General features: G+C 68.5%; 17 protein-coding genes and 1 pseudogene. 5 read left to right on the top strand and 13 right to left on the bottom strand.

The features are described 5' to 3' along the window. Nucleotides 1-63: 63 nt before the first annotated feature. Together ACZ7DE_RS17070 and ACZ7DE_RS17065 are read right to left on the bottom strand one after the other, a co-directional pair. On the bottom strand, nucleotides 64-339 hold the full coding sequence (locus ACZ7DE_RS17070; protein WP_470761852.1) for a ribosomal protein L7/L12: 276 nt from the start codon (nucleotides 337-339) through the stop codon (nucleotides 64-66). 39 nt (nucleotides 340-378) lie between these two features. Continuing rightward, nucleotides 379-528, bottom strand: a pseudogene (locus tag ACZ7DE_RS17065) (site-specific integrase); the annotation flags it as partial. Nucleotides 529-1,220: 692 nt separating this feature from the next. Here ACZ7DE_RS17065 and ACZ7DE_RS17060 point away from each other — a divergent pair. Continuing rightward, a complete protein-coding gene (locus ACZ7DE_RS17060) occupies nucleotides 1,221-1,856 on the top strand; it encodes a hypothetical protein (RefSeq protein WP_470761850.1) in 636 nt (211 codons plus the stop codon). Next, nucleotides 1,853-2,341: a hypothetical protein gene (locus ACZ7DE_RS17055; protein WP_470761848.1), complete on the top strand. Its 489-nt coding sequence runs from the start codon at nucleotides 1,853-1,855 to the stop codon at nucleotides 2,339-2,341. Before ACZ7DE_RS17060 ends, ACZ7DE_RS17055 begins: the two co-directional genes overlap by 4 nt. Nucleotides 2,342-2,883: 542 nt before the next feature. On the opposite strand, the gene ACZ7DE_RS17050 is transcribed toward ACZ7DE_RS17055, so the two are convergent. The 7 genes from ACZ7DE_RS17050 to ACZ7DE_RS17020 all read right to left on the bottom strand — a co-directional run bounded on the left by ACZ7DE_RS17050 (nucleotide 2,884) and on the right by ACZ7DE_RS17020 (nucleotide 12,912). Beyond that, a complete protein-coding gene (locus ACZ7DE_RS17050; RefSeq protein WP_470761846.1) occupies nucleotides 2,884-3,507 on the bottom strand; it encodes an HD domain-containing protein in 624 nt (207 codons plus the stop codon). Further along, a complete protein-coding gene (locus ACZ7DE_RS17045) occupies nucleotides 3,504-3,785 on the bottom strand; it encodes a hypothetical protein (protein ID WP_470761845.1) in 282 nt (93 codons plus the stop codon). The genes ACZ7DE_RS17050 and ACZ7DE_RS17045 overlap by 4 nt, the downstream gene beginning before the upstream one ends. Further along, nucleotides 3,782-5,293, bottom strand: a complete 1,512-nt coding sequence (locus ACZ7DE_RS17040) for a hypothetical protein (RefSeq protein WP_470761843.1) — start codon at nucleotides 5,291-5,293, stop codon at nucleotides 3,782-3,784. Before ACZ7DE_RS17040 ends, ACZ7DE_RS17045 begins: the two co-directional genes overlap by 4 nt. A gap of 744 nt (nucleotides 5,294-6,037) precedes the next feature. Continuing rightward, nucleotides 6,038-10,015 (bottom strand): tetratricopeptide repeat protein, encoded by a 3,978-nt coding sequence (locus tag ACZ7DE_RS17035; protein WP_470761841.1) that lies wholly within the window; start codon nucleotides 10,013-10,015, stop codon nucleotides 6,038-6,040. Nucleotides 10,016-10,027: 12 nt separating this feature from the next. Further along, nucleotides 10,028-10,390: a trypco2 family protein gene (locus tag ACZ7DE_RS17030; RefSeq protein ID WP_470761839.1), complete on the bottom strand. Its 363-nt coding sequence runs from the start codon at nucleotides 10,388-10,390 to the stop codon at nucleotides 10,028-10,030. Between the two features lie 224 nt (nucleotides 10,391-10,614). Beyond that, complete coding sequence (locus tag ACZ7DE_RS17025; protein ID WP_470761837.1) at nucleotides 10,615-11,874, bottom strand: NAD(P)/FAD-dependent oxidoreductase; 1,260 nt, start codon at nucleotides 11,872-11,874, stop codon at nucleotides 10,615-10,617. A gap of 93 nt (nucleotides 11,875-11,967) precedes the next feature. Further along, nucleotides 11,968-12,912, bottom strand: coding sequence for an RNA polymerase sigma-70 factor (locus ACZ7DE_RS17020; protein ID WP_470761835.1), 945 nt, complete (start codon nucleotides 12,910-12,912; stop codon nucleotides 11,968-11,970). Nucleotides 12,913-13,249: 337 nt separating this feature from the next. Here ACZ7DE_RS17020 and ACZ7DE_RS17015 point away from each other — a divergent pair, with 337 nt between their 5' ends. Continuing rightward, nucleotides 13,250-14,101: a DUF4232 domain-containing protein gene (locus tag ACZ7DE_RS17015; RefSeq protein WP_470761834.1), complete on the top strand. Its 852-nt coding sequence runs from the start codon at nucleotides 13,250-13,252 to the stop codon at nucleotides 14,099-14,101. A 39-nt stretch (nucleotides 14,102-14,140) separates the two neighbouring features. Here ACZ7DE_RS17015 and ACZ7DE_RS17010 read toward each other — a convergent pair whose 3' ends face one another. The 3 genes from ACZ7DE_RS17010 to phoU all read right to left on the bottom strand — a co-directional run bounded on the left by ACZ7DE_RS17010 (nucleotide 14,141) and on the right by phoU (nucleotide 15,793). Beyond that, on the bottom strand, nucleotides 14,141-14,389 hold the full coding sequence (locus tag ACZ7DE_RS17010; protein WP_470761832.1) for an SCO4226 family nickel-binding protein: 249 nt from the start codon (nucleotides 14,387-14,389) through the stop codon (nucleotides 14,141-14,143). A 236-nt stretch (nucleotides 14,390-14,625) separates the two neighbouring features. Further along, entirely contained in the window at nucleotides 14,626-14,784 is a 159-nt protein-coding gene (locus tag ACZ7DE_RS17005; protein WP_470761830.1) for a hypothetical protein, read from the bottom strand. 265 nt (nucleotides 14,785-15,049) lie between these two features. Next, nucleotides 15,050-15,793, bottom strand: a complete 744-nt coding sequence (phoU, locus tag ACZ7DE_RS17000) for a phosphate signaling complex protein PhoU (RefSeq protein WP_470761829.1) — start codon at nucleotides 15,791-15,793, stop codon at nucleotides 15,050-15,052. Between the two features lie 278 nt (nucleotides 15,794-16,071). Here phoU and phoR point away from each other — a divergent pair, with 278 nt between their 5' ends. Both phoR and phoP read left to right on the top strand, forming a co-directional pair. Continuing rightward, nucleotides 16,072-17,391 (top strand): two-component system sensor histidine kinase PhoR, encoded by a 1,320-nt coding sequence (gene phoR, locus ACZ7DE_RS16995; RefSeq protein WP_470761827.1) that lies wholly within the window; start codon nucleotides 16,072-16,074, stop codon nucleotides 17,389-17,391. 5 nt (nucleotides 17,392-17,396) lie between these two features. Then, a complete protein-coding gene (phoP, locus tag ACZ7DE_RS16990) occupies nucleotides 17,397-18,068 on the top strand; it encodes a two-component system response regulator PhoP (RefSeq protein WP_004000192.1) in 672 nt (223 codons plus the stop codon). 159 nt (nucleotides 18,069-18,227) lie between these two features. On the opposite strand, the gene ACZ7DE_RS16985 is transcribed toward phoP, so the two are convergent. Then, nucleotides 18,228-18,893 (bottom strand): copper chaperone PCu(A)C domain-containing protein, encoded by a 666-nt coding sequence (locus ACZ7DE_RS16985; protein WP_470761825.1) that lies wholly within the window; start codon nucleotides 18,891-18,893, stop codon nucleotides 18,228-18,230. Nucleotides 18,894-19,117 lie beyond the last annotated feature (224 nt).

The following is a 19,117-nucleotide window of genomic DNA, read 5'->3' as shown; positions in this document are numbered from 1 at the left end:
CGGGGGCTTTTTGGTCGGGCTGGGCCGTCCCAGGGCCGTCAGCCGGTTGATCGGCGGCCGTGTTCAGCGCTTCAGAAGGTCCGGCCCCGGCTGTTCTTTCGTCTCTGCCCGGGCTCCCGCATCGCGCAGGACCGACACGGCTGCCGCCGCATCTTCCTCGGGCACGCCGGCGAGAACGACGGCGGGAACCTGCGTCGCCAGAACCTTGCTGCGCCACAGGCTCAGCCCCGTCAGCCGACGCACGACCTGGACGACGTCCATCACACGGACACCAGGGTCAGTGAGCACCACGTCATGAGGCACGTCGTCGCAAACCAGCAAGAAGTACTCGTCCGCCATTGCTCTCCCCGCCCCTTCCATTTCGGAGCGTACGAGCCCTCAGCCGTCATGTCGCATCGTTTCGGTGGTGCCGAACACAGCGACTACGGCCTTGCGGGTCCGCTCCTGGCGGGACGACATCAGGTGTGCGTGCACGCGCAGCGTCAGGCCCGGATCCGAGTGGCCGAGGTACTCCGCGAGAGCCTTGGTGTGTCGAGACCGGCTGTCGACAACTCCCGCCGGTTTAGACATGATTGGCCGATGCCCGAGTTCAGTTGGCCGGACCGCTCCCAGGTGCCGGCCTCGGATGCCGTGGACCGGGGCCGGCCAGCAACCGTCTCTGCACTGCTGCTTGGGTCTCACGTCAGCGGACGAGTCATCGGCCGACAGCCGTTCGGCGTCTTCTTCCTCCTCGATGGCGTACCGAATGCAATCGGCCTTGCTGAGCTCACCGCCATGCCTCACAGCGTGGAGTTGCCCCTCTTGGGCACGACCGTCGCCGGTGAAGTGATTTGGCACGCGGGCCACAACTGTTAGGTAAAAATCCGCCTCGATGAATGGCACGTGCCCGCGTGATCACCTCCTGGTCGCCGCGACTCTGCACCCGCACCAGAACGAGCGGGGAGAAGTGGGGAACCATGGTGAAAGAGGTTGAGCCCGGAAGGATCACGGACCGAGCGTTCGCCCGGGTCGGTGCCCGAACTGTCCTCAAATGATCGCAGCGCCCCAAGCTGAGAGCGCGAGTTAGGTTCTCGTCACCGCTCCGTGGATGTGGTCGCCTTGCGTAGATCGAACCCTCAAGTCCTCCTCAGAATAACGATCTTGTACTTGTCGCGTGCATGCCCTGCACCTACTGTCCAAGTGCTCGATCGCCACGGGGGCGGTCACCAGGAAGGTGTCACATGGCCATCGGCTCAAGGCGCGCTGCGACCGGCGCTGCCACTGCTTTGCTTCTCTGTTTTGTTACTGCGGGTGCCGCAGCCGCCGAAGAGGTGCCGTCGGAGAGCTCGGCGATAGGTGCCGACCAAACGACGGACGTCAACGGCAGGGAGGGCTGGGAGGACGGTACCGACCAGCCGCTCCCCGAAAAGGCACCAACCCTGTGTGACACGCCTTCCACGTGGTACACCATCACGTCGAAGAAGGCCTACCACGTGCCTTCTTGGTGGAACGGCACAAAGTACAAGGACGGCCCGGGGGGCACCATGGCCGTCTCTGTCACCAGGACCGGGACCATCTCCGCCGAAATCTCGGCCAGCGGGGAGTGGTCGGCCGGGGCGCTCCTTGCCAAGGCCAAGACCACTATCAGCGTCAAGATCGGCGGCAGTGTCGCTATCGCCACCGGCCACAACTACACCCATGACATCAGCCGGAACAAGTACGGCCATCTGCAGTACGGCTCATGGGGGTACAAGGTGACCTGGAAGCGGTACCGTTCCGGTGGCGGCAGTAGTTGTGGCGGCGTCGAGATCGCTCATGGTTCGGCTACGCTCCCTACGTCCGAGACTGGCTGGAAGTACTGGGAAACCACGTCATGACCTATTCGAGCCCGCGGGCATGGCTCGCCGGATGTGCTGTGGCGGCGTCGGTAATCCTGCTCACCTCGTGCACGTCCGGCAGCGGTGACAGTAAGGCCTCCAAAGCTCCCTCGTCGGCCGCGTCGAGTAAGTCTCAGGCGGCAACCGGATCCTCGGAGAAGAAGTTCACCAAGCAGGCTCAAGCGGCCCTTGCCACTGTCCACGGCGGCAAGTTGGTCGAGGCCGGCGCGGAGCGGGTGACCGACGGCATCCATACTGAGCCGAGCCTGAGTGAGGGCAAGACCTACAAGCTCAACCTTGTGTGCGTTGGCAAGGGCAGTGCGCACCTGACATTCACCCCGACGAGCGCCGGCACAAAAACCGAGGTGCCGTGCGATCAGTCGGTGGTCCAGCAGCGGATCATCGTACACAAGCCGATACGCATTGATGTCTACGGTGCCAAGGGCTCGACCGGCGTGATCGCCTGGCAGATCGACGCCATCTGATTCGCGCATACGGGTGCCCCAGCACGGCAGCTGAGGCGTTCAGTCCGCAATGCAACGAAGTACAGCAACCCCAGCAACCGTCAGCGCTGACCCGCACAGCACTCCCCGCAGCCTGTACGACCTCCAATGACCGATCTCTCAGAGCTACGGATCAGAGGGTGCGGTCATGGTGTGCGCACCATGACCGCACCACAAGCTCACCAGATCAAGCGGGGAACGGCGGATTCCACGGCACCCCGCCAACTTGGTCGGCTGCAGCTCATCGAAGGGCCGGAACTCAAGTACCTGATCAAGGAACACCTTGGCAAGGACGTGATCCCGGGCCCGGTCCCCCGAAGAGGCGCCCCTCGCGCTGAGGCCGGCGGCCCGCCCCGACCTGCGGTTTCTTCGCGGGGCGGGGGCTTCGGTCGGGCTGAGGGTGGCACGGACGGTGTGGGCGTGCGAGTCCCGGATGCCGTTCTTGTTCAGTTGTCGTGGGCCAGGTGGACAGGGGGCGGCGGTGTGGCGGTCCCGTGCCCGGGGATGCGTGCCGACGGCGGGTGTCAGGTCGTCCCCGCGGGCGCCTCGTCCTCCAGGTGGCGGTAGAACTCCCGCCACTCCTCGAAGGCCGTCTCGAACCACGGGACCCCCGCGGCGAGAGGTACCAGATGGCGGCACGTCTCGCGGTAGTAGGAACGTCGCTTTTCGGGCCGTGGGTGCGTGTCGAGCCGCTGCACGTTGCTGAACCGGTCCGCCAGCTTGAGCAGCAGGACCTCCGGCGGGGCGGAACGCAGGCTCAGGAGGTAGCGGTCACGTACCTCGGCAGGATCCTCGTGGGCCTCGGGGTGCGGCTTCGTCACCCAGCCCACCCACTCCTCCACCCGGGGGCCGAACCGCTCACCGACCTCCCCGGCCGTGCGGTCGGTGTCCTCCACGACGTCGTGGAGTACGGCCGCGACCAGCAGGTCCTCGTCGTGGACGCCCGCGCCCGAGACGAGGATCTCCACCACCTCCAGGAGGTGCTCCATGTACGGCTCACCGGCGGGCCTCTTCTGATTTCCATGGGCCTCTCCGGCGAACGCCACGGCCTCCCCGAGGCGCTGCGCCGAAACCTCTGGAGCGAGCACCGCCAACTGCCGGCGGGCGGTGTCCCAGTCGTGCCACGCGCCGAACACCCGATGGGTCAAGACGACTCCTGATCCGCAGCTTCCAGCTGCCTCTTGTATTCCGCCCACCGAGGCAGGGTCGACGGCAATTCGTCGGCCTTCGCCCTGCGGGTCTCGAACTCTCCCACGATGCGTCGACGCTGGATCTCGGTAAGGGCTTCGTTCCTGATCGACTTCATTTCCGCAGGAGATTCGCACTCCCTCTCGTCGATGACGAAAGCCGCGAGCATGAATCCGTCCGCGGTCCTTCTGCGGAACGTCGAGATCATGACGAACTTCGGGCCTGTCTCATCTGTCACGGGTGCCTCCTGCGAGTCTCTTCCTGATCCAATGCCGCCGCCTCTGCCTGCATGTTACGCATCACGTCGCGTTCCTGCGGGGTCGTTTCGATGTGCGACTTGTACACGGTGTTGTGCTCGAGGTCGGCGGCCACGGAAGCCCGCTCCGTCGTGAGCTGGAGTTCGTACGTGTACGGCATTTCGTTGACCTCGATGGCTACGACCATGGGGATGACGCGGTAGCTCGGATTTCCGCTCTTGGGCTGGGCGTACATGTTCTCGACCTCCAGCAGGCGTCCGTTCTCTCCGGTGCCGAAGTACTCCTTGGCCTTTTCGAGAACGGTTTCGAGCCGGGCGGTGTCCTCGACGGTAATTCTTGCACCCACGGCATCGATGACGTCCCCGATCTCGTAATCCGGGCGGGCTTTTCTGCCCTCACTCCCCTCGGTCATTCGATTCACTTTGTCGACCAGGCCGTCTGCGGATTTCGTGCGGATGCTCAATTCGGCATCGTCGGCGTCGCCGGCCTCCTCGAGGAGATTCGTCACGTCTTCGTAGACGGCCGGCTCCACCTCGTTCTGCAGCCTCATGCCGTAGTCGTCCAGGGCATCGCGGTCGCTGTCCTCGATGGAGGCTCCGAGGGCCCGCACCGGGTCGTCCACCTTGGTCTGCTCGACGTACGCGTTCTTGCGGGACGTCCCGTCGGGCTCGTGGTTCACATCATGCTCCACGGGCTCGAACAGGGGGCCGCGCCCGGGGTTCTCGGACCTGTACTCCTCCAAGGAGCGTCCCTCCAGGGTCTCTCCCTCGGCGAGCTCCTGAATGATCGCCAGGGTCCGTTCGCCCCTGCCCTCAGGATCCTTCAGGTTCTCGATGACATTCAGCCTGTTCGCATCGTCCGCACCGAGCTTGGTGATCACCGAGGCCACCTCGGGATGCCGCTCGCCGAGGGCCTCCGCCGCGTCCGCCAGCGGGTTCTCCGACTGATCCCTCCTCTCCGGATCGTCGGTCTCGTCGGTCTCGTCGGCCTCGCCGTTGTCCTCCGGCGGTGCGTCGGGCTCGTTCGCATCCTCCGCCTCGCCAGGATCCGGTGCCTCGTCCGGTTCCGCGGGCTCCTCGGGCTCGACCGATTCGTCGGGCCCCTCGGGTTCGACGGACTCGATGGACCGGACCGATTCGTCGGTCTCGTCGGGCTCCTCAAGTTCGGCCGGCTCCTCGGGTTCGGCCGGTTCGGCGTGGGCGTCCGCGGCTTCCGGCGATTCGGAGGGGTTCGGTTCCTCGTCCACAGCTGTGGGCTCGACGGGCTCGCCGGGTTCCTCGGTCTCGTCGGGTTCCATGGGGTTGACCGACTCGACGGAGTCCTCGGGGTCCTCGGGTTCGGCCGGCTCCGTCGTTTCGGGCCGCTCCGCGGATTCGGCGGCCTCCGGGGTCGCCGGTTCCTCCGGGGGAGTCGGCTCCGGGGCGGCCGTCTCTTCGGGTGGGGCCGGGGCTTCGGGTATCGGGGGAAGCTCTGTCGGGCGATCGCTCACTGGTGACTCCGAGGCGGGTGAGGTCGGGGCAGAGGACGTTCTGGGGCCGCGGCCCGCGAGGCCTCCTGCGCTCGATGCATGACCTCATCCCCCCGATTCTGTAAGGAGGTTAAGCCTACGAATCCGGGAGGTACGTCCCGAGCTTGCTTCGTGGCGCGCCGCCCGTGCCGCCGCGCGGCTCCGGTCCTGGCATACGTCGGTGCAGGACCGCAGCTGCCGTGCCGGGGGCCAGTACGCTGCTGCCGGCAGGTACCGGCACGGACGAGGAGCGTCGTGGAGCTGTCGCCACCGATGTCGAACCGTCTTGCGAACAGCTGCCTGGGAGCCGTCCCGGCGGCCGCTGCGGTTGCCTACGCGGCGCAGGCCGGTTCCGGCTTCTCGCGGCTCACGGCCTGTCTCGCCGTGATCGGGTTCGCGGCCCTCGCCGTGCGGGGGTACCGGCTCGGGGTGACGTGTGAGCGCGGGCGGCTCGAGATCCGCGGCTATCTGCGCACACGCGTGATTGCGCGAGAGTCCATCACGGAGATCACGGACTTCCCCGCCGTCAGATGGACGGCTCGTGAGGGGGGCCGGCGATGGACCCCGGTCACGGCGTTCATGTTCAGCCCGGGTGAAGTCTCGGCAACCCGACTCCACAAGGCTCATGCCGTCAGGAAGTTGCGACGGTGGGCAGGACGCCGGTGACGGTCGACGCGGGACGGTCTCCGCTGAGCGCGCGGCGGGTTGCGCAGAAGCTGTACCTGTTCAGGAGGGCTCGGGGGTTCGGCCCGGGATGGTCGTGGGGAAGATGGGGAAGTCGAATTTCGCTCCGCCGCCGAAGGCGTTTTCGCTGGCGTTCCATTCTCGGCGGCACAGTTCGATGGGGTCCAGGGGGGAGTCGTCCGGCGCGCTCAGGTCCAGTGCGTTTCGGCAGGCCTCCAGGTCGCCGTGGCAGGCGTAGACGAACGCCTGCAGCCATCGCGTCGTGCTTTTCGCCCGGTTCACCGCCCTGTCGTTGATGAACGTCTCAAGGCGTCTGAAGTCGGCGGCGCTGGTTCCTGAGATGGCCAGGGCGTAGATCTCGTGGGAAACGAAGGCGACGTTCTTCGGGTACTTCGTGCGACCGGCCCCCGCGATGCGGGAAGCCGCATTCCAGTCGCCTTCCATCTCGGCGATGAGGATCTCGCCGAACAGGACGTCTTCGGCGTATCCGGCCTCTCCCAGGAAATCCTGCAGGCTGCGCAGGCGACCGGGGTCGCCCATGGCCGCACAGATGAGGACCGCGTTTCCGGCCAGCCGGTTGACCTGTCCGTGGCTGCCGAGACGGGATACGCCTTCGCACAGGACGCGTACCGCTTCCTCGCGGTCTCCCAGATACACGAACAACGACGAATGGGTCTGGTACAGCGAGAACAGGTTGTTCCGCGGCACCTTCGTCATGCCCTCGCGCAGCAGGGCCACCGCTTCGTCGGCCTTGTCGTCGCGGGTCAGCAACTCGCCCGCCAACTGGTACAGCGAGAACAGGTTGTTCTGGGGCGGCACCTTCCTCATGCCCTCACGCAGCAGGGCCACCGCCTCGTCGGCCTCCCCGTCGCGGGCCAGCAGCTCACCCGCCAGCTGGTACAGCGAGAACAGACTGCCTTCGGGGACCTTGGCCATGCCGTCCCGCAACATGGCCACCGCTTCGTCGACCCTGTCGTCGCGGGCCAGCAGTTCCCCCGCCAGCTGGTACAGCGAGAACAGGTTGTTCCCCGGCACTTTCTCCATGCCTTCGCGCAGCAGGTCGACCGCCTCGCCGATCCGCGTGCGATCACGCCCCAGCAGTTCACCGGACAACTGGTACAACGCGAAGAGGCTGTTCCGCGGCACCTTGGCCATGCCGTCGTGCAGCAGGGTCACCGCTTCGTCGACCTTGTCGTCGCGGGCCAGCAGATCGCCCGCCAGCTGGTACAACGAACCCCGGTTGCCCTCGGGCACTTTCTCCAGGCCTTCGCGCAGCAGGTCGACCGCCTCGCCGATCCGCGTGCGATCACGCCCCAGCAGTTCACCGGACAACTGGTACAGCGAGAACAGGCCGAACTGCGGCGGGACCTTCGTCATGCCCTCGCGCAGCAGTGCCACCGCTTCGTCGATCTCGCCGTCGCGGGAGAGCAGTTCTCCCGCCAGCTGGTACAGCGAGAACAGGTTGTACTGCGCCGGCACCTTGTCCATGCCTTCGCGCAGCAGGGCGATCGCCTCGCCGATCCGTGTGCGATCACGGGCCAGCAGGTCGCCGGCCAGCTGGTACATGGAGGAAAGGTTGTACTGCGGCGGGACCTTCGTCATGCCTTCGCGCAGCAGTGCCACCGCTTCGTCGATCTCGCCGTCGCGGGCCAGCAGTTCTCCCGCCAGCTGGTACAGCGAGAACAGGTTGTTCGGTACGGGCACTTTGGTCATGCCTTCCCGCAGGAGGGCCACCGCCTCACCCATACGTGCGCGATCACGGACCATCAGCTCGGCTTGGGCGATGTAAATCTGGCAGGCGAACCGCACGTCGATCACAGCGAGAGCCTTGGCCGCCACTTCAATCGCTGCGTCAGTGCCGAGCATCTGGTCGGCGAGCTTGATATGGAGCATCCACGCTCCGGCAGAGGCGTTCACCGATGTCGTCGCATACATCACCTGTGTGAGTGCCTCAGGGGCGTCATCAGGCCGGCCGCGGTCCACGAGCAGGCGGGCGAGGTAGAAGTGGAGCCCCCAGGACGGACTCACTTCGTCCAGGGCCGCGCTCAGGAGGTAGATGGTCTCTTCGCGTTCTTTTGGATCGCGTGGAATATCGCGCTTGTAGCTGTAGATGCGGTCCAGGAACAACGAGTAAGATTTCGCTACGGCAGCAAGCGTGGCGTGCTCTTCGGCAACGTGAAGATGATACCTGCATTCCAGGAAGTCACTGCCCCGGGCGGCCATGGACAGGCTGCCCTCCTTGAAGTGGCGCGCATAGTGCTTTCCCGCCTGGGAGTGGGCGCGCCGCTGCTCGCCTCTGGCCCATGGCAGAGAATGGAGAGAAAGCTCCCTGGCGATCGGGTTGAGGGTGAACCACTTCTGCCCTCTTCGCTCGACCAGGAAGTTGGCGATCAGTCGACGTTTCGCCGAGTTCGCGACGTCTTTTGCGATCTCGGGCGAGTAGAGAGAGAACACCTCTTTGTCGAATGAGCGCCGATATACGGCCAGCTTTTTCAGGAGTGCCAGGTCCGACTCGCTGAGCCGGGTGATGAACCGCCTCAGGAAAGCGGACTCCAAGGACTCGGCGAACGACTCGTCGACGATGCGATCGCGTATCTCCCATGCTTCGGGCCGCAGGGGCACCAGGTCATCCAAGGTGTCGAACTGTAGACAGCTCGCAAGAACCTGAATGGCTCGCGGATTACCGCCCAGCCAATTGACGACTTCTCTCGCCCTGTCCTCGGGAAGCCCGGCGGGCACCCCCAGCGATCTCAGGGTTCGAGAAAGCAGTTCCATCCCCTCGCCGTCACTCATGCCGGTCAGTGTGAACACGGTCGGGTCATCGATCCACGGGAACTTCGCCGCCTCGTCGGCCACGATCAGGATTCGACCGCCCGAGTTCCTGATCCTTCTCGATAACGAGTTCACGAAGTTCTGCACCCCGCTGTCCGGTGCTCCGGAGTCTTCGAGGAAACAGTTGTGGAAGTCATCCAGGAGGAGGATGCCCCCCTCCCGCAGCGTCGTCGCGATCTCCAGCACGGGGTCGGACCCCAGAGACACTCCGATTTTTCCGATCTCGGCGAATTTGTCACCGATCAGGACGAGGAGTTCGGTTGACGAGTGGATTCCGGGAGGGACCTCGACGTCGATGATCGTCCGGTGTGGGTGGACTTCCGCGATGCGCAGGGCGGCGGTCGACTTGCCTACGCCCGAGAACCCTTGAAGCACCCCGACGGGAGTGCCGTTCTTCACCCAGTCCTGCGTCAGCAGCTTGAGGACTTTCCCTCGGGATTTCGCCTCGGGTTCCTCGCCGGACGTCGGCGCGGCCGGCCTCTGGACTCGTTCGCCGCCGAGCGGAAGGGAAGCGAGACGGTCCACGTCGGCTATGCCGAGTGCGTCGAGCATCCTGGTCCGGGTGGCATGCGGGAGTCGGGAAATGGCGTCGATAGGAGTAACGGTCAGTGACCCGCCTCCTTCCGAGACATTGTGACTGCGTACCACGCCGATCACACCGCTGTCGGTCACCACCCCTGCCCCTGACATACCGCCCCAAGGGCTGCCGACGGTGTCCAGCTTCCCCAGCGGGGTCAACGGGATCTCGGGGCCTGAAATCTTGAAGGAGAGGAAATCGACGTGTCCCGTCGTGCCGACGTCGGCACGGAGTCCTTCGGCAGTGGGCACCCGTCCGTCGATCTGGGCCAGAACACGGAAATCGTTCTGCTTCTTCCATCTCGGAAAGCCCAGCGCCTGGCAGCCGTCCAGGAGCCTGGCGACGCTGCGGTCGACGAGCGCGCACGCGAGTCGGTCCATTTCGCCGATGCCGGGGGCCACCAGGATTGCCAGGTCCACGGATTCATTGTGCGAGCGCACGTGGACTTCGGCGTCGAACTCGACCCCGTTCAACGTGACCCGGTGGTTCTCCCCGTTTGCGCAGTGATCTGCGGTGAGGATGTATTCGCCGCCGATCCGTAAACCGGATCCGACGTAGGCCTGCCCTGAGATGTCGTAGCGAATCAGCGCCGCGCGTTCGGTGCGGATCATTCCATCTCCCCCTTATTCGGGCTCGCCGAGAGTCGCTTCCCTTCCTCCTGTGCGACTGTTGCTTTCGGCGTCGGAGATGAAGAATTCCTTCTGCTGGCCGTCCGGATCGAACGCGATGGGGTCCAGTGTCAGCTTCAGGGTCTGTGTGGTGACGTTTTGATGCGACACCTCTGCGTTGGCGTCCAGGAGCCACCACTTGATGCCGGCCCTCGCCTTGCCGGAATTGGTGACCGCCACCTGAACCGTCAACTCGACCGGCGCCGGCTTGAACCGAAGCGGTCGCACGCGGTCACCGCCCCAGGCCCGCAACAATTCCCCCCGCAATGCCTCGATCGCTTCGGCCAGGCCCACCAGGCCTTCCGGCGATTCGCTCATGGTTGCGGCTCCCTCCCAGGTCAAGACACTGCCGACCAGTTTGGCGCACGAGGCTCACCGGCGTACACGACTTCGCCCACGGCGCGGGAGGTCCTCTGCGAGGAAGGGGCCGGCGTCTCCTCAGGAATGGAAGCCGGCCGCCCTGTACCCCTGGTTGCCGATGATCTGCCGTCGCCCGTCGCCCGTCGCCCGTCGAGCCTGCGCAACCCGCCGAGTCCCGCGAGTCAGCCGACGTGGGCCGAGTCCGCCGAGTCCGTCACGTCCGCCAAGCCCTGCGAGATCCTCGCGTCCGGCGGGGTCTGCGAGGCCGCTCCGGCCGTCCCGGCCGGGTTCTGGACGACGCGGCGGCGTCGGGTGGGCAGCAGGACCGGGTTGGCGACGCCCCAGGCCGCGCCCTTGCAGATCAGTTCCTTGTAGACGGCGGCGAGTCGTCCGGTCAGGGCCGCGTCGACGGAGCGGTCGTCGGCGGTGACGTACTGGATCAGGCCCTCCTTGCGGCCCAGCGAGATGCACTGGTTGAAGTACCGCAGCGGCACGTTCGGGAGCTTTCCGCCGGTCAGGCGCCCTGCGATGGCGTCGGCCGCCTGCCACGCCGTGGGGACGCCCGAGGCGCACGACATCCGCAGCGGCTTGTCGCCGGGGCCCGCCACCAGGGCCGCGTCACCGATGGCGTAGACGTCGGGGTGCGAGACCGAGCGCATGGTCCGGTCGACCACGATCTGGCCGGTGTCGGTGACGTCCAGGGCGGTGGCCTGCGCGAGGGGATGGACGGCGAAGCCGGTCGTCCAGACCGTGACCGCGGACGCGATGGACGTGCCCTCGACGGTGGTGACGTAGCCGGCCTCGACGGCGGCGACCTCGGTGTGCTCGTGGGTGGTGATGCCGAGAGCGTCGAAGACCTTCCGCAGGTGCCGGCGGCCCTTGGGCGAGAGCCAGTCGCCCAGACCGCCCCGGGCGACGACCGCGACGTCGAGGTCCGGGCGGGCCTCGGCGATCTCCGTCGCGGCCTCCAGGCCGGTGAGGCCGCCGCCGACCACGACCACGGGCTGCCCGGCGTCCAGACGGGCCAGGCGCTCGCGCAGCCGGAGCGCCCCGGGGCGGCTCGCGATCTCGTGGGCGTGCTCGTCGGTGCCGGGGACGCCCTGGGCGTTCCAGCCGCTGCCGAGGGCGTACACCAGGGTGTCGTACGCCAACTCGTCGGCGCCGTTCGCGTCGACGACGGCGACCGTCCTGCGGTCGACGTCGATGCCCGTGACCTGGGCGAGCCTCAGTTCGACGCCGGTGCCCGCGAACATCTCGCTGAAGGGCCGGGGCTTGAGGTCCTGGCCGACGGCGAGCTGGTGCATCCGGACGCGCTCGACGAAGTCGGGCTCGGCGTTGACGAGGGTGATGGCGACGTCGTCGCGGTGCAGTCGCCTGGCGATGCGTCCGGCGGCGGTGGCTCCGGTGTATCCGGCCCCGAGAACGATGATGCGGTGCTGCATGTCCGTGCTCCTGTCTTGAGCGGATTCGCCTCTTGAACCGGGCGGCCCGCCGTTTCCTGACAGGTCCGCGATGTGAAGCACCTCACATCGCGGTCAGAAGGCGCGGATCAGGGGTTCCCCGTGGTCGGCGGCCGCCCAAACCCTGGTCGCGCGTTCGAGCTTGTCGGGGTTGACCTGGTTGCGGAACGCGACGATGCCGTCGGCGGCGACCTCCAGGCACATGACGCCGATGACCCGGCCGTCGAGCACCACGACGACCGCGGGCGCGCCGTTGGCGGTCGTGGCGTAGACGTCGGGCGAGCCGCCGACGAGGGAACGCTTGGCCTCGCTGGGTTTGAACAGGCCCCGCATGAACTTCGCCACCGCGAGAGCACCCTCGAACGCCTTGGCGCGCGCCGGAACCTTGCCGCCCCCGTCGCCGATCGCGATGGCGTCCTGTGTGAGCAGCCGCACGAGCGGCTCGGTCCGGCCGCTCGTGGCGGCCGCGAGGAACTCCTCGACGATGCGCCGGGCGGCGGCCTCGTCGATCTCCGTGCGGGCCTTGCCGGCGGCGACGTGCTTCTTGGCGCGGTGGAAGATCTGCTGGCTGGCGGCCTCGGTGAGATCGAGGATCTCGGCGATCTCCCGGTGCGGGTAGTCGAAGGCCTCCCTCAGCACGTACACCGCCCGCTCGTTGGGGGAGAGGCGCTCCAGGAGGGTGAGAACCGCGTACGAGACGGATTCGCGCTGCTCGGCGGTGTCGGCCGGGCCGAGCATCGAGTCCCCGGCCAGCAGCGGTTCGGGAAGCCACTGGCCCACGTAGGTCTCGCGTCGCGCGCGGGCCGAGGTGAGCTGGTTGAGGCACAGGTTGGTGAGCACCTTCGTCAGCCAGGCCTCGGGCACCTCGACGCGGTCGACGTCGGCGGACTGCCAGCGCAGGTATGTCTCCTGCACGGCGTCCTCCGCCTCGCTCGCGGAGCCCAGGAGGCGATAGGCGATGGCCTCCAGGCGGGGCCTCGACGCCTCGAACCGGTCCACGTCCTGCATGGTCAGGGCCATGGCACGGATCCTAGCCCGCACGGCGCGCCACGGCCGCCGCATTACCGCCGCCGCCCCGCCGCTGCCGCATGCGGGCCGCCGCGTACGGCTGCCGCTGACGGCCGGAGTGACGGCCGCCGCTGCATGGCTGCCGTGTGACGGCCGCCGAGTTACGGCTGCCGTATGCGGGGGCCGTCGTGTAACGGACCTGCGCACGGGTCGCCGGTCCGGTCTCCCGGCCCGGGCGGCGCAGCACCGCGATCCGGGTTTCGTCACCGGTGGGTCACAGACGGGCGGCCGGACGAACCTGCGTGACCGCCCGGTCCGTCTGCGCCGGTGAACAGTGGCGCGAGGGCCGATGCCCGCGCCGATCCGGATTCGGGGGAACGACATGCGGTACACGGACGCAGGCGGGAACGGAAGCGCGAGCGGGAACGGAAGCGGGGACGCGAACGGAAGCGGGGGCGGCCTCAGGGGTGTGCTCACGCATGCGCGCCAGGGTTCGGTGGCACTGGCCGTCGCGGCCTCCGCAGCTCTCGCGATGACGGGATGTCAGCCGACGGACTCGCCCTCCCCTGCCGGAAGTTCCACCGCCGCCGGCAGTCCGTCGGCCGGAAGCTCCTCGGCGGGCGGCTCGGCCGGTGGCTCCTCCGCGGGGAGCCCTGCCGGCGGCAGTTCCGCCTCCGCGAGTTCCGCCCCCGCAAGTTCCGCCGCCCCCGCCCCGGCGACCCCGTCCAAGCCCGCGGGCGGCGGCTCGACGGGCGGCTCCGCCGCGACCTGTCCGGCGGAGAGTCTCGAGGTCAGCGCCCGGCAGGCCGTCGAGCGGCCGGTCGGCACCGGGACCGGCGCCGCGATCGTGGAGTTCACCAACGTCTCCGCCCGGGCCTGCGTCCTCAAGGGCCACCCGTCCGTCGCCGGGGCAGGCAACGGTTCCCCCGACCACAACAAGCCGCTCTCCGTCACGCCTTCCGGACCGGCCGGGCCGGTGACCGTCGCCCCCGGCGGCAGGGCGTGGGTGAAGCTGACCTTCGTGCAGGTGCAGGGGGAGGCCGACGGGTACTGCGAGTCCGGCGCCGACCCGTCCGTGTACCCCACGATCGTCGTCGGTCTGCCGGGCTCCGGGGCGCATCAGGTCGCCTTGGACGACGGGCAGTTCGCCGAGTGCGACGACACCGTCACCGTCACCGCCGTGACGGCGGCCAAGCCCTGACCTGACCCGCAGGGCGCCCGGCGGCGGGCGCAGGTGCGTTCACACGGTCAACGGCACGGGATGGATCTCGTCCGCCATGTGGCCCGTGCGCTCGTGGATGCGCAGGACCGCCTCCGCCGAGGGAGCCTCGGAGAGGCAGTAGACCGTTCCGGACTCGGGGTCCGCCCAGGCGCGTTCGAAGTGGACGTGCTCCTCGCCCTCGATGGCGAGGTCGGCCCGGTGGGCCTCGAGGAGCTGTTCGGCCGTGATGCCCTGCATCCCGTGATGGACGTCCATGAAGCGGGTCATGACTGCCCGCCCCCTTCCGATCTGGTGTGGCTGCCGGCGTGGGTGCCCGATTCCCGTCGGGCCTCCCCTTCTTCCTTGTGACGCCTGTGACGCCTCCTCTTCCTTGCCTACATCCTGCGCTCGCGCTCCCTCCGGGGCGACCGGGCGAGGACCGGCCCCGGACGCCCCGGTACGACGTAGGGCCGCGGCGCCGGCATCGGCGCCGCGGCCCTACGCGGACGTACGAGCGTGCGTCCTCAGCCGCACTGGCAGGGGCTGCCCGACTGGCACCCGCAGCCGCACCCGGAACCGCAGCCGCACGCGCCGATCAGCATGAGGTTCCTGATCTCGGCGGGCTGCTCGGTCGGGCGCTCCTGCGTGGGGTCGGGCGTGGGAGTGCTGGGGGACTCGGCCATGGGTTCCTCCCGGAGGCGTAGGACCTGTGCCCATTCCATCGCCGCTCCCCTGGGCGCATCAACGGCGCACAGGGTCTTGCGCACGCCCTGAACCGATCCGGCACGCCCCCGCGGACGACCGAGCGCGGACGGCGACGACCCCACAGTTCCCTCGGGCTCCACTGGCCTCTCCGTCAGACTCCCCGGGCCTCGCCCTCAGACTCCGCAGGCCCCGGAACCCGAGGGCCCCGGAACCCGAAGGACCCCCGAACCAGACCCCGAGCCCTCAGACGTTCCCGCCTTCGACGTCCGTCCCCGTCCCCGCGCCGGTGTCCGCTCCCGTGCCCGCGGCCGGCTGGATCTCCGGCGGCAGGTCCTGCTGGAGATCGTCCGCGTGCTCGCCCGTCACCAGGAACACCACGCGCTTGGCGACGGCCACCGCGTGGTCCGCGAACCGCTCGTAGTAGCGGCCCAGCAGGGTGACGTCCACGGCCGTCTCGATGCCGTGCTTCCAGCGGTCGTCGATCAGGTGCTGGAAGAGCGTGCGGTGCAGGAGGTCCATCTCGTCGTCGTCCTGCTCCAGCTGGAGCGCCAGGTCGACGTCCTTGGTGATGATGCACTCCGCCGCCTTAGCCATCAGGCGCTGCGCGAGCTGGCCCATCTCCAGGATCGTCGCGTGCAGGTCGTGCGGCACCGCACGGTTGGGGAAGCGCAGCCGCGCCAGCTTCGCGACGTGCTGGGCGAGGTCGCCGGACCGCTCCAGGTCGGCCGACATCCGCAGCGACGTGACGACGATCCGCAGGTCGGTGGCGACCGGCTGCTGCCGTGCCAGCAGCGCTATCGCCCGCGCCTCCAGGTCGTGCTGCAGCTCGTCGACCCTCTTGTCGGCCTCGATGACGCTCTCGGCGAGCTTCAGGTCGGCGTCGAGAATGGCCGTCGTGGCGCGTCCGATCGCCGACCCGACCAGCCGGGCCATCTCCACCAGGCTGTCGCCGATCGAGTCCAGTTCCTCGTGGTACGCGTCCCGCATCAGGGTTCCCTCTCGTACGTCGTTCTTGGGGTTCGGGTTCGGTTCCGGGGGCCAGAACCGGCCGCGAAACCAGGTCGGAATCGGCCCTCGGACCGGCGCCGACCGGCCCTGTGACCGGAGCTGCGAACCCCACGGTGCCACGCTCCGCCCCGTACGCGTCGATTTCCGTCACCCCAAATGAACCATCCCTGGCTCCAAGGTGAACTCTGGGCGACGAGTGTTCGAGCTCGCACCTCGATGGCTGTGGCCAGGACGGAACCCGTGCCTAACCTGGGTGCATGGACGTGAACGCGGCGGTCGCCGCAGCGGCAGCGATCGCCGGGGTGCTCACCGGTGTCATCGCCATGCTGGCGTTCCGCTGGAGCGAGCGGGAGCAGAAGCGCCCCACGCGCACCTCCCTGCACACGGACCCGGTGCTTCCGCCGGGGGTGGACACCGTCCTGTCCGTGCTCCGCTCCTCCGCCGTCGTGCTCGACGAGGCCGACGCCGTCGTCAAGGCCAGCTCCGCCGCGTACGCCCTCGGGCTGGTCCGCGGGGGCAGGCTGAGTATCGAGCCCATGCTCAAGATGGCCCGGGACACCAGACGGGACGGGGAGATACGCCAGGTCGAACTGGACCTGCCCCGGCGCGGGACCGGGCGCGGCGAGGCCCTCGCGGTGTCCGCCAGAGTGGCTCCGCTGGGCTCCCGGCTGGTCCTCCTGCTCGTCGAGGACCTCACCGAGGCCCGCCGGATCGAGGCGGTGCGGCGGGATTTCGTGGCGAACGTCAGCCACGAGCTGAAGACGCCGGTCGGCGCGCTCTCCCTTCTCTCCGAGGCCGTGATGGACGCCTCGGACGATCCGGAGGCGGTGGAGCGGTTCGCCGGCCGCATGCAGATCGAGGCCACCCGGCTGACCAGCCTGGTCCAGGAGCTCATCGACCTGTCGCGGGTCCAGAACGACGATCCCCTCGAGGACGCCGAACCGGTCGGCGTCGACGAACTGGTCGCCGAGGCCGTCGACCGCTGCCGGCACCAGGCCGGCGCCAAGCAGATCACCATGGCCGCCGGAGGCACGGCCGACCTGCGCGTCTGGGGCCACCGGGGCCAGCTGGCCGCGGCCCTGGGCAACCTGGTCGAGAACGCCGTCAACTATTCGCCCGCCCGCACCCGCGTCGGCATCGCCGCCCGCCGGGTGGTCGCGCCGGGCGGGGATCTGATCGAGATCGCCGTGACCGACCAGGGCATCGGCATCTCCGACAAGGACAAGGAGCGCATCTTCGAGCGCTTCTACCGGGTCGACCCCGCCCGTTCCCGTGCCACGGGCGGCACGGGCCTCGGGCTGGCGATCGTCAAGCACGTGGCCGCCTCGCACGGCGGGGAGGTCACGGTGTGGAGCGCCGAGAACCAGGGCTCCACGTTCACCCTGCGGCTGCCGGAGGCGGGCGCGGCCCGCGACCGCGCGCATCAGCATCCGGACCCGGACGAGGCCGACGACGTCGACGACCTCGACGAGGTCACCCCCTCCTCCTCCCGCCCCTCACCCCACGCACCACCCCGCGCCTCATCCCCCGATTCGACCGCGTACCAGACGCTTTCCGCCCCGGAGGTCCTTCCGTGACCCGAGTGCTCGTCGTCGAGGACGAGGAGTCCTTCTCCGACGCCCTGTCGTACATGCTCCGCAAGGAGGGCTTCGAGGTCGCGGTCGCGACCACGGGCCCAGACGGACTCGACGAGTTCGAGCGCAACGGCGCCGACCTCGTGCTCCTCGACCTGATGCTGCCGGGTCTGCCCGGCACGGAGGTGTGCCGTCAGCTGCGCGGCCGCTCCAACGTTCCCGTGATCATGGTGACCGCCAAGGACAGTGAGATCGACAAGGTCGTCGGCCTGGAGATAGGAGCCGACGACTACGTCACCAAGCCCTTCTCCTCGCGCGAGCTGGTCGCCCGCATCCGGGCCGTCCTGCGCCGCCGCGGCGAGCCGGAGGAGGTGACCCCGGCGGCGCTGGAGGCGGGCCCGGTCCGCATGGACGTCGACCGTCACGTGGTGACGGTCTCCGGCTCCAAGGTCGATCTCCCGCTCAAGGAGTTCGACCTCCTGGAGATGCTGCTGCGCAACGCCGGCCGCGTCCTGACCCGTATGCAGCTCATCGACCGGGTCTGGGGCGCCGACTACGTCGGCGACACCAAGACCCTCGACGTCCACGTCAAGCGCCTCCGCGCCAAGATCGAGCCGGACCCGGGAGCGCCGCGCTACCTGGTGACGGTCCGGGGCCTGGGCTACAAGTTCGAGCCGTAGGAAGCGGGCCCGGCGGCCGGACCGCCGGGCGGAGTCCTGCGTGGGGAGGGTGCTCGGGCCGTGGGAGGCAGGACCGGCGGCGAGCACGACCTGAACGTGTGAAGGGCGGCACCCCCGAGGGTGCCGCCCTTCACACGCGTCCTGGATCCGGTACCGGGCTCAGTGGCCGGCCGCCGCCGAGTCCGAGGAGCTCGGGGAGGCGGCGCCGGACGGCACGCCCGACGGGGACTGCGAGGCGCCGGCGGACGCCGACCCGGAGGGCGACGCGCTCCCGGACGGCGTCTGCGAGGGCTTGGGCGAGGCGCTCGGGACGGCGGTCGGGCCCCACTTGGAGAAGTAGCTCTCGGCGGGGACGACGAAGGCGCGCAGGCTGATCTCGCCGGTCTCGCTGAAGGTGAAGGTGACCTTCTGGGCGTTGCCGTCCTGAACGGCCTCGTTGCTGCTCGGCAGGACGGCGGAGGCGTTGTTCGCTCCGCCGATGACGACGGAGCCGTGGGCCGGGACCGTCAGCTTGCCGTTGCCCTTGGCGGGCTTGAGCTCGGCGGGCTCGTTCACGCCGTCGACGGTGATGGAGTCCAGCGTCTGGGCCTTGTCGCCGGCGTTGAAGACGGTCGCCGAGATGGCGGCGGGGCCGGTCGACTCCGGGTCGGGCTGGGTGATGACCACGACGTTCTGCAACTTGATGTCGCCGACACTGGCGGCGGCGTTGTCCGGCTTGATCTCCAGGGTCTGGGAGTCGTTGCCGGCGCCGCAGGCGGCGAGCGAGGCGATCGAGAACGCGATGGCGGAGGCGGCGAGGGCGCCGCGTCGAAGGCTGCTGCTCACGGCGGCGGCAACTCCTTGTGCACGCGGGCGGCTTTCCTTTGAATAAAGCCGTCCTAAGGGTCTGTCAGCGGCCCTTAGGTTACCGAGCCGTTCCCGCGCCGCCGCACCCGACCCGCCTCTGGAGCGATCCGGCGCCCCGGCGGACGTCCTGGCCGCACCCCGTCACACCCGTCACACCCGTCACTCCCGTCCCGAGAACCTCACGCGACCCCTGAGTCACATTG

It is taken from the genome of Streptomyces sp. NPDC037083 (assembly GCF_055606485.1).
The sequence above is the reverse complement of the archived record's forward strand: the minus strand, read 5'-3'. Positions and strand labels throughout refer to the sequence as shown.

Coding starts and splice junctions, on each gene's coding strand:
- ACZ7DE_RS17070 (WP_470761852.1), bottom strand. CDS start 339: ATGGCGGACGAGTACTTCTTGCTGGTTTGCGACGACGTGCCTCATGAC.
- ACZ7DE_RS17060 (WP_470761850.1), top strand. CDS start 1,221: ATGGCCATCGGCTCAAGGCGCGCTGCGACCGGCGCTGCCACTGCTTTG.
- ACZ7DE_RS17055 (WP_470761848.1), top strand. CDS start 1,853: ATGACCTATTCGAGCCCGCGGGCATGGCTCGCCGGATGTGCTGTGGCG.
- ACZ7DE_RS17035 (WP_470761841.1), bottom strand. CDS start 10,015: ATGATCCGCACCGAACGCGCGGCGCTGATTCGCTACGACATCTCAGGG.
- ACZ7DE_RS17030 (WP_470761839.1), bottom strand. CDS start 10,390: ATGAGCGAATCGCCGGAAGGCCTGGTGGGCCTGGCCGAAGCGATCGAG.
- ACZ7DE_RS17025 (WP_470761837.1), bottom strand. CDS start 11,874: ATGCAGCACCGCATCATCGTTCTCGGGGCCGGATACACCGGAGCCACC.
- ACZ7DE_RS17020 (WP_470761835.1), bottom strand. CDS start 12,912: ATGGCCCTGACCATGCAGGACGTGGACCGGTTCGAGGCGTCGAGGCCC.
- ACZ7DE_RS17015 (WP_470761834.1), top strand. CDS start 13,250: ATGCCCGCGCCGATCCGGATTCGGGGGAACGACATGCGGTACACGGAC.
- ACZ7DE_RS17010 (WP_470761832.1), bottom strand. CDS start 14,389: ATGACCCGCTTCATGGACGTCCATCACGGGATGCAGGGCATCACGGCC.
- ACZ7DE_RS17005 (WP_470761830.1), bottom strand. CDS start 14,784: ATGGCCGAGTCCCCCAGCACTCCCACGCCCGACCCCACGCAGGAGCGC.
- phoU (WP_470761829.1), bottom strand. CDS start 15,793: ATGCGGGACGCGTACCACGAGGAACTGGACTCGATCGGCGACAGCCTG.
- phoR (WP_470761827.1), top strand. CDS start 16,072: ATGGACGTGAACGCGGCGGTCGCCGCAGCGGCAGCGATCGCCGGGGTG.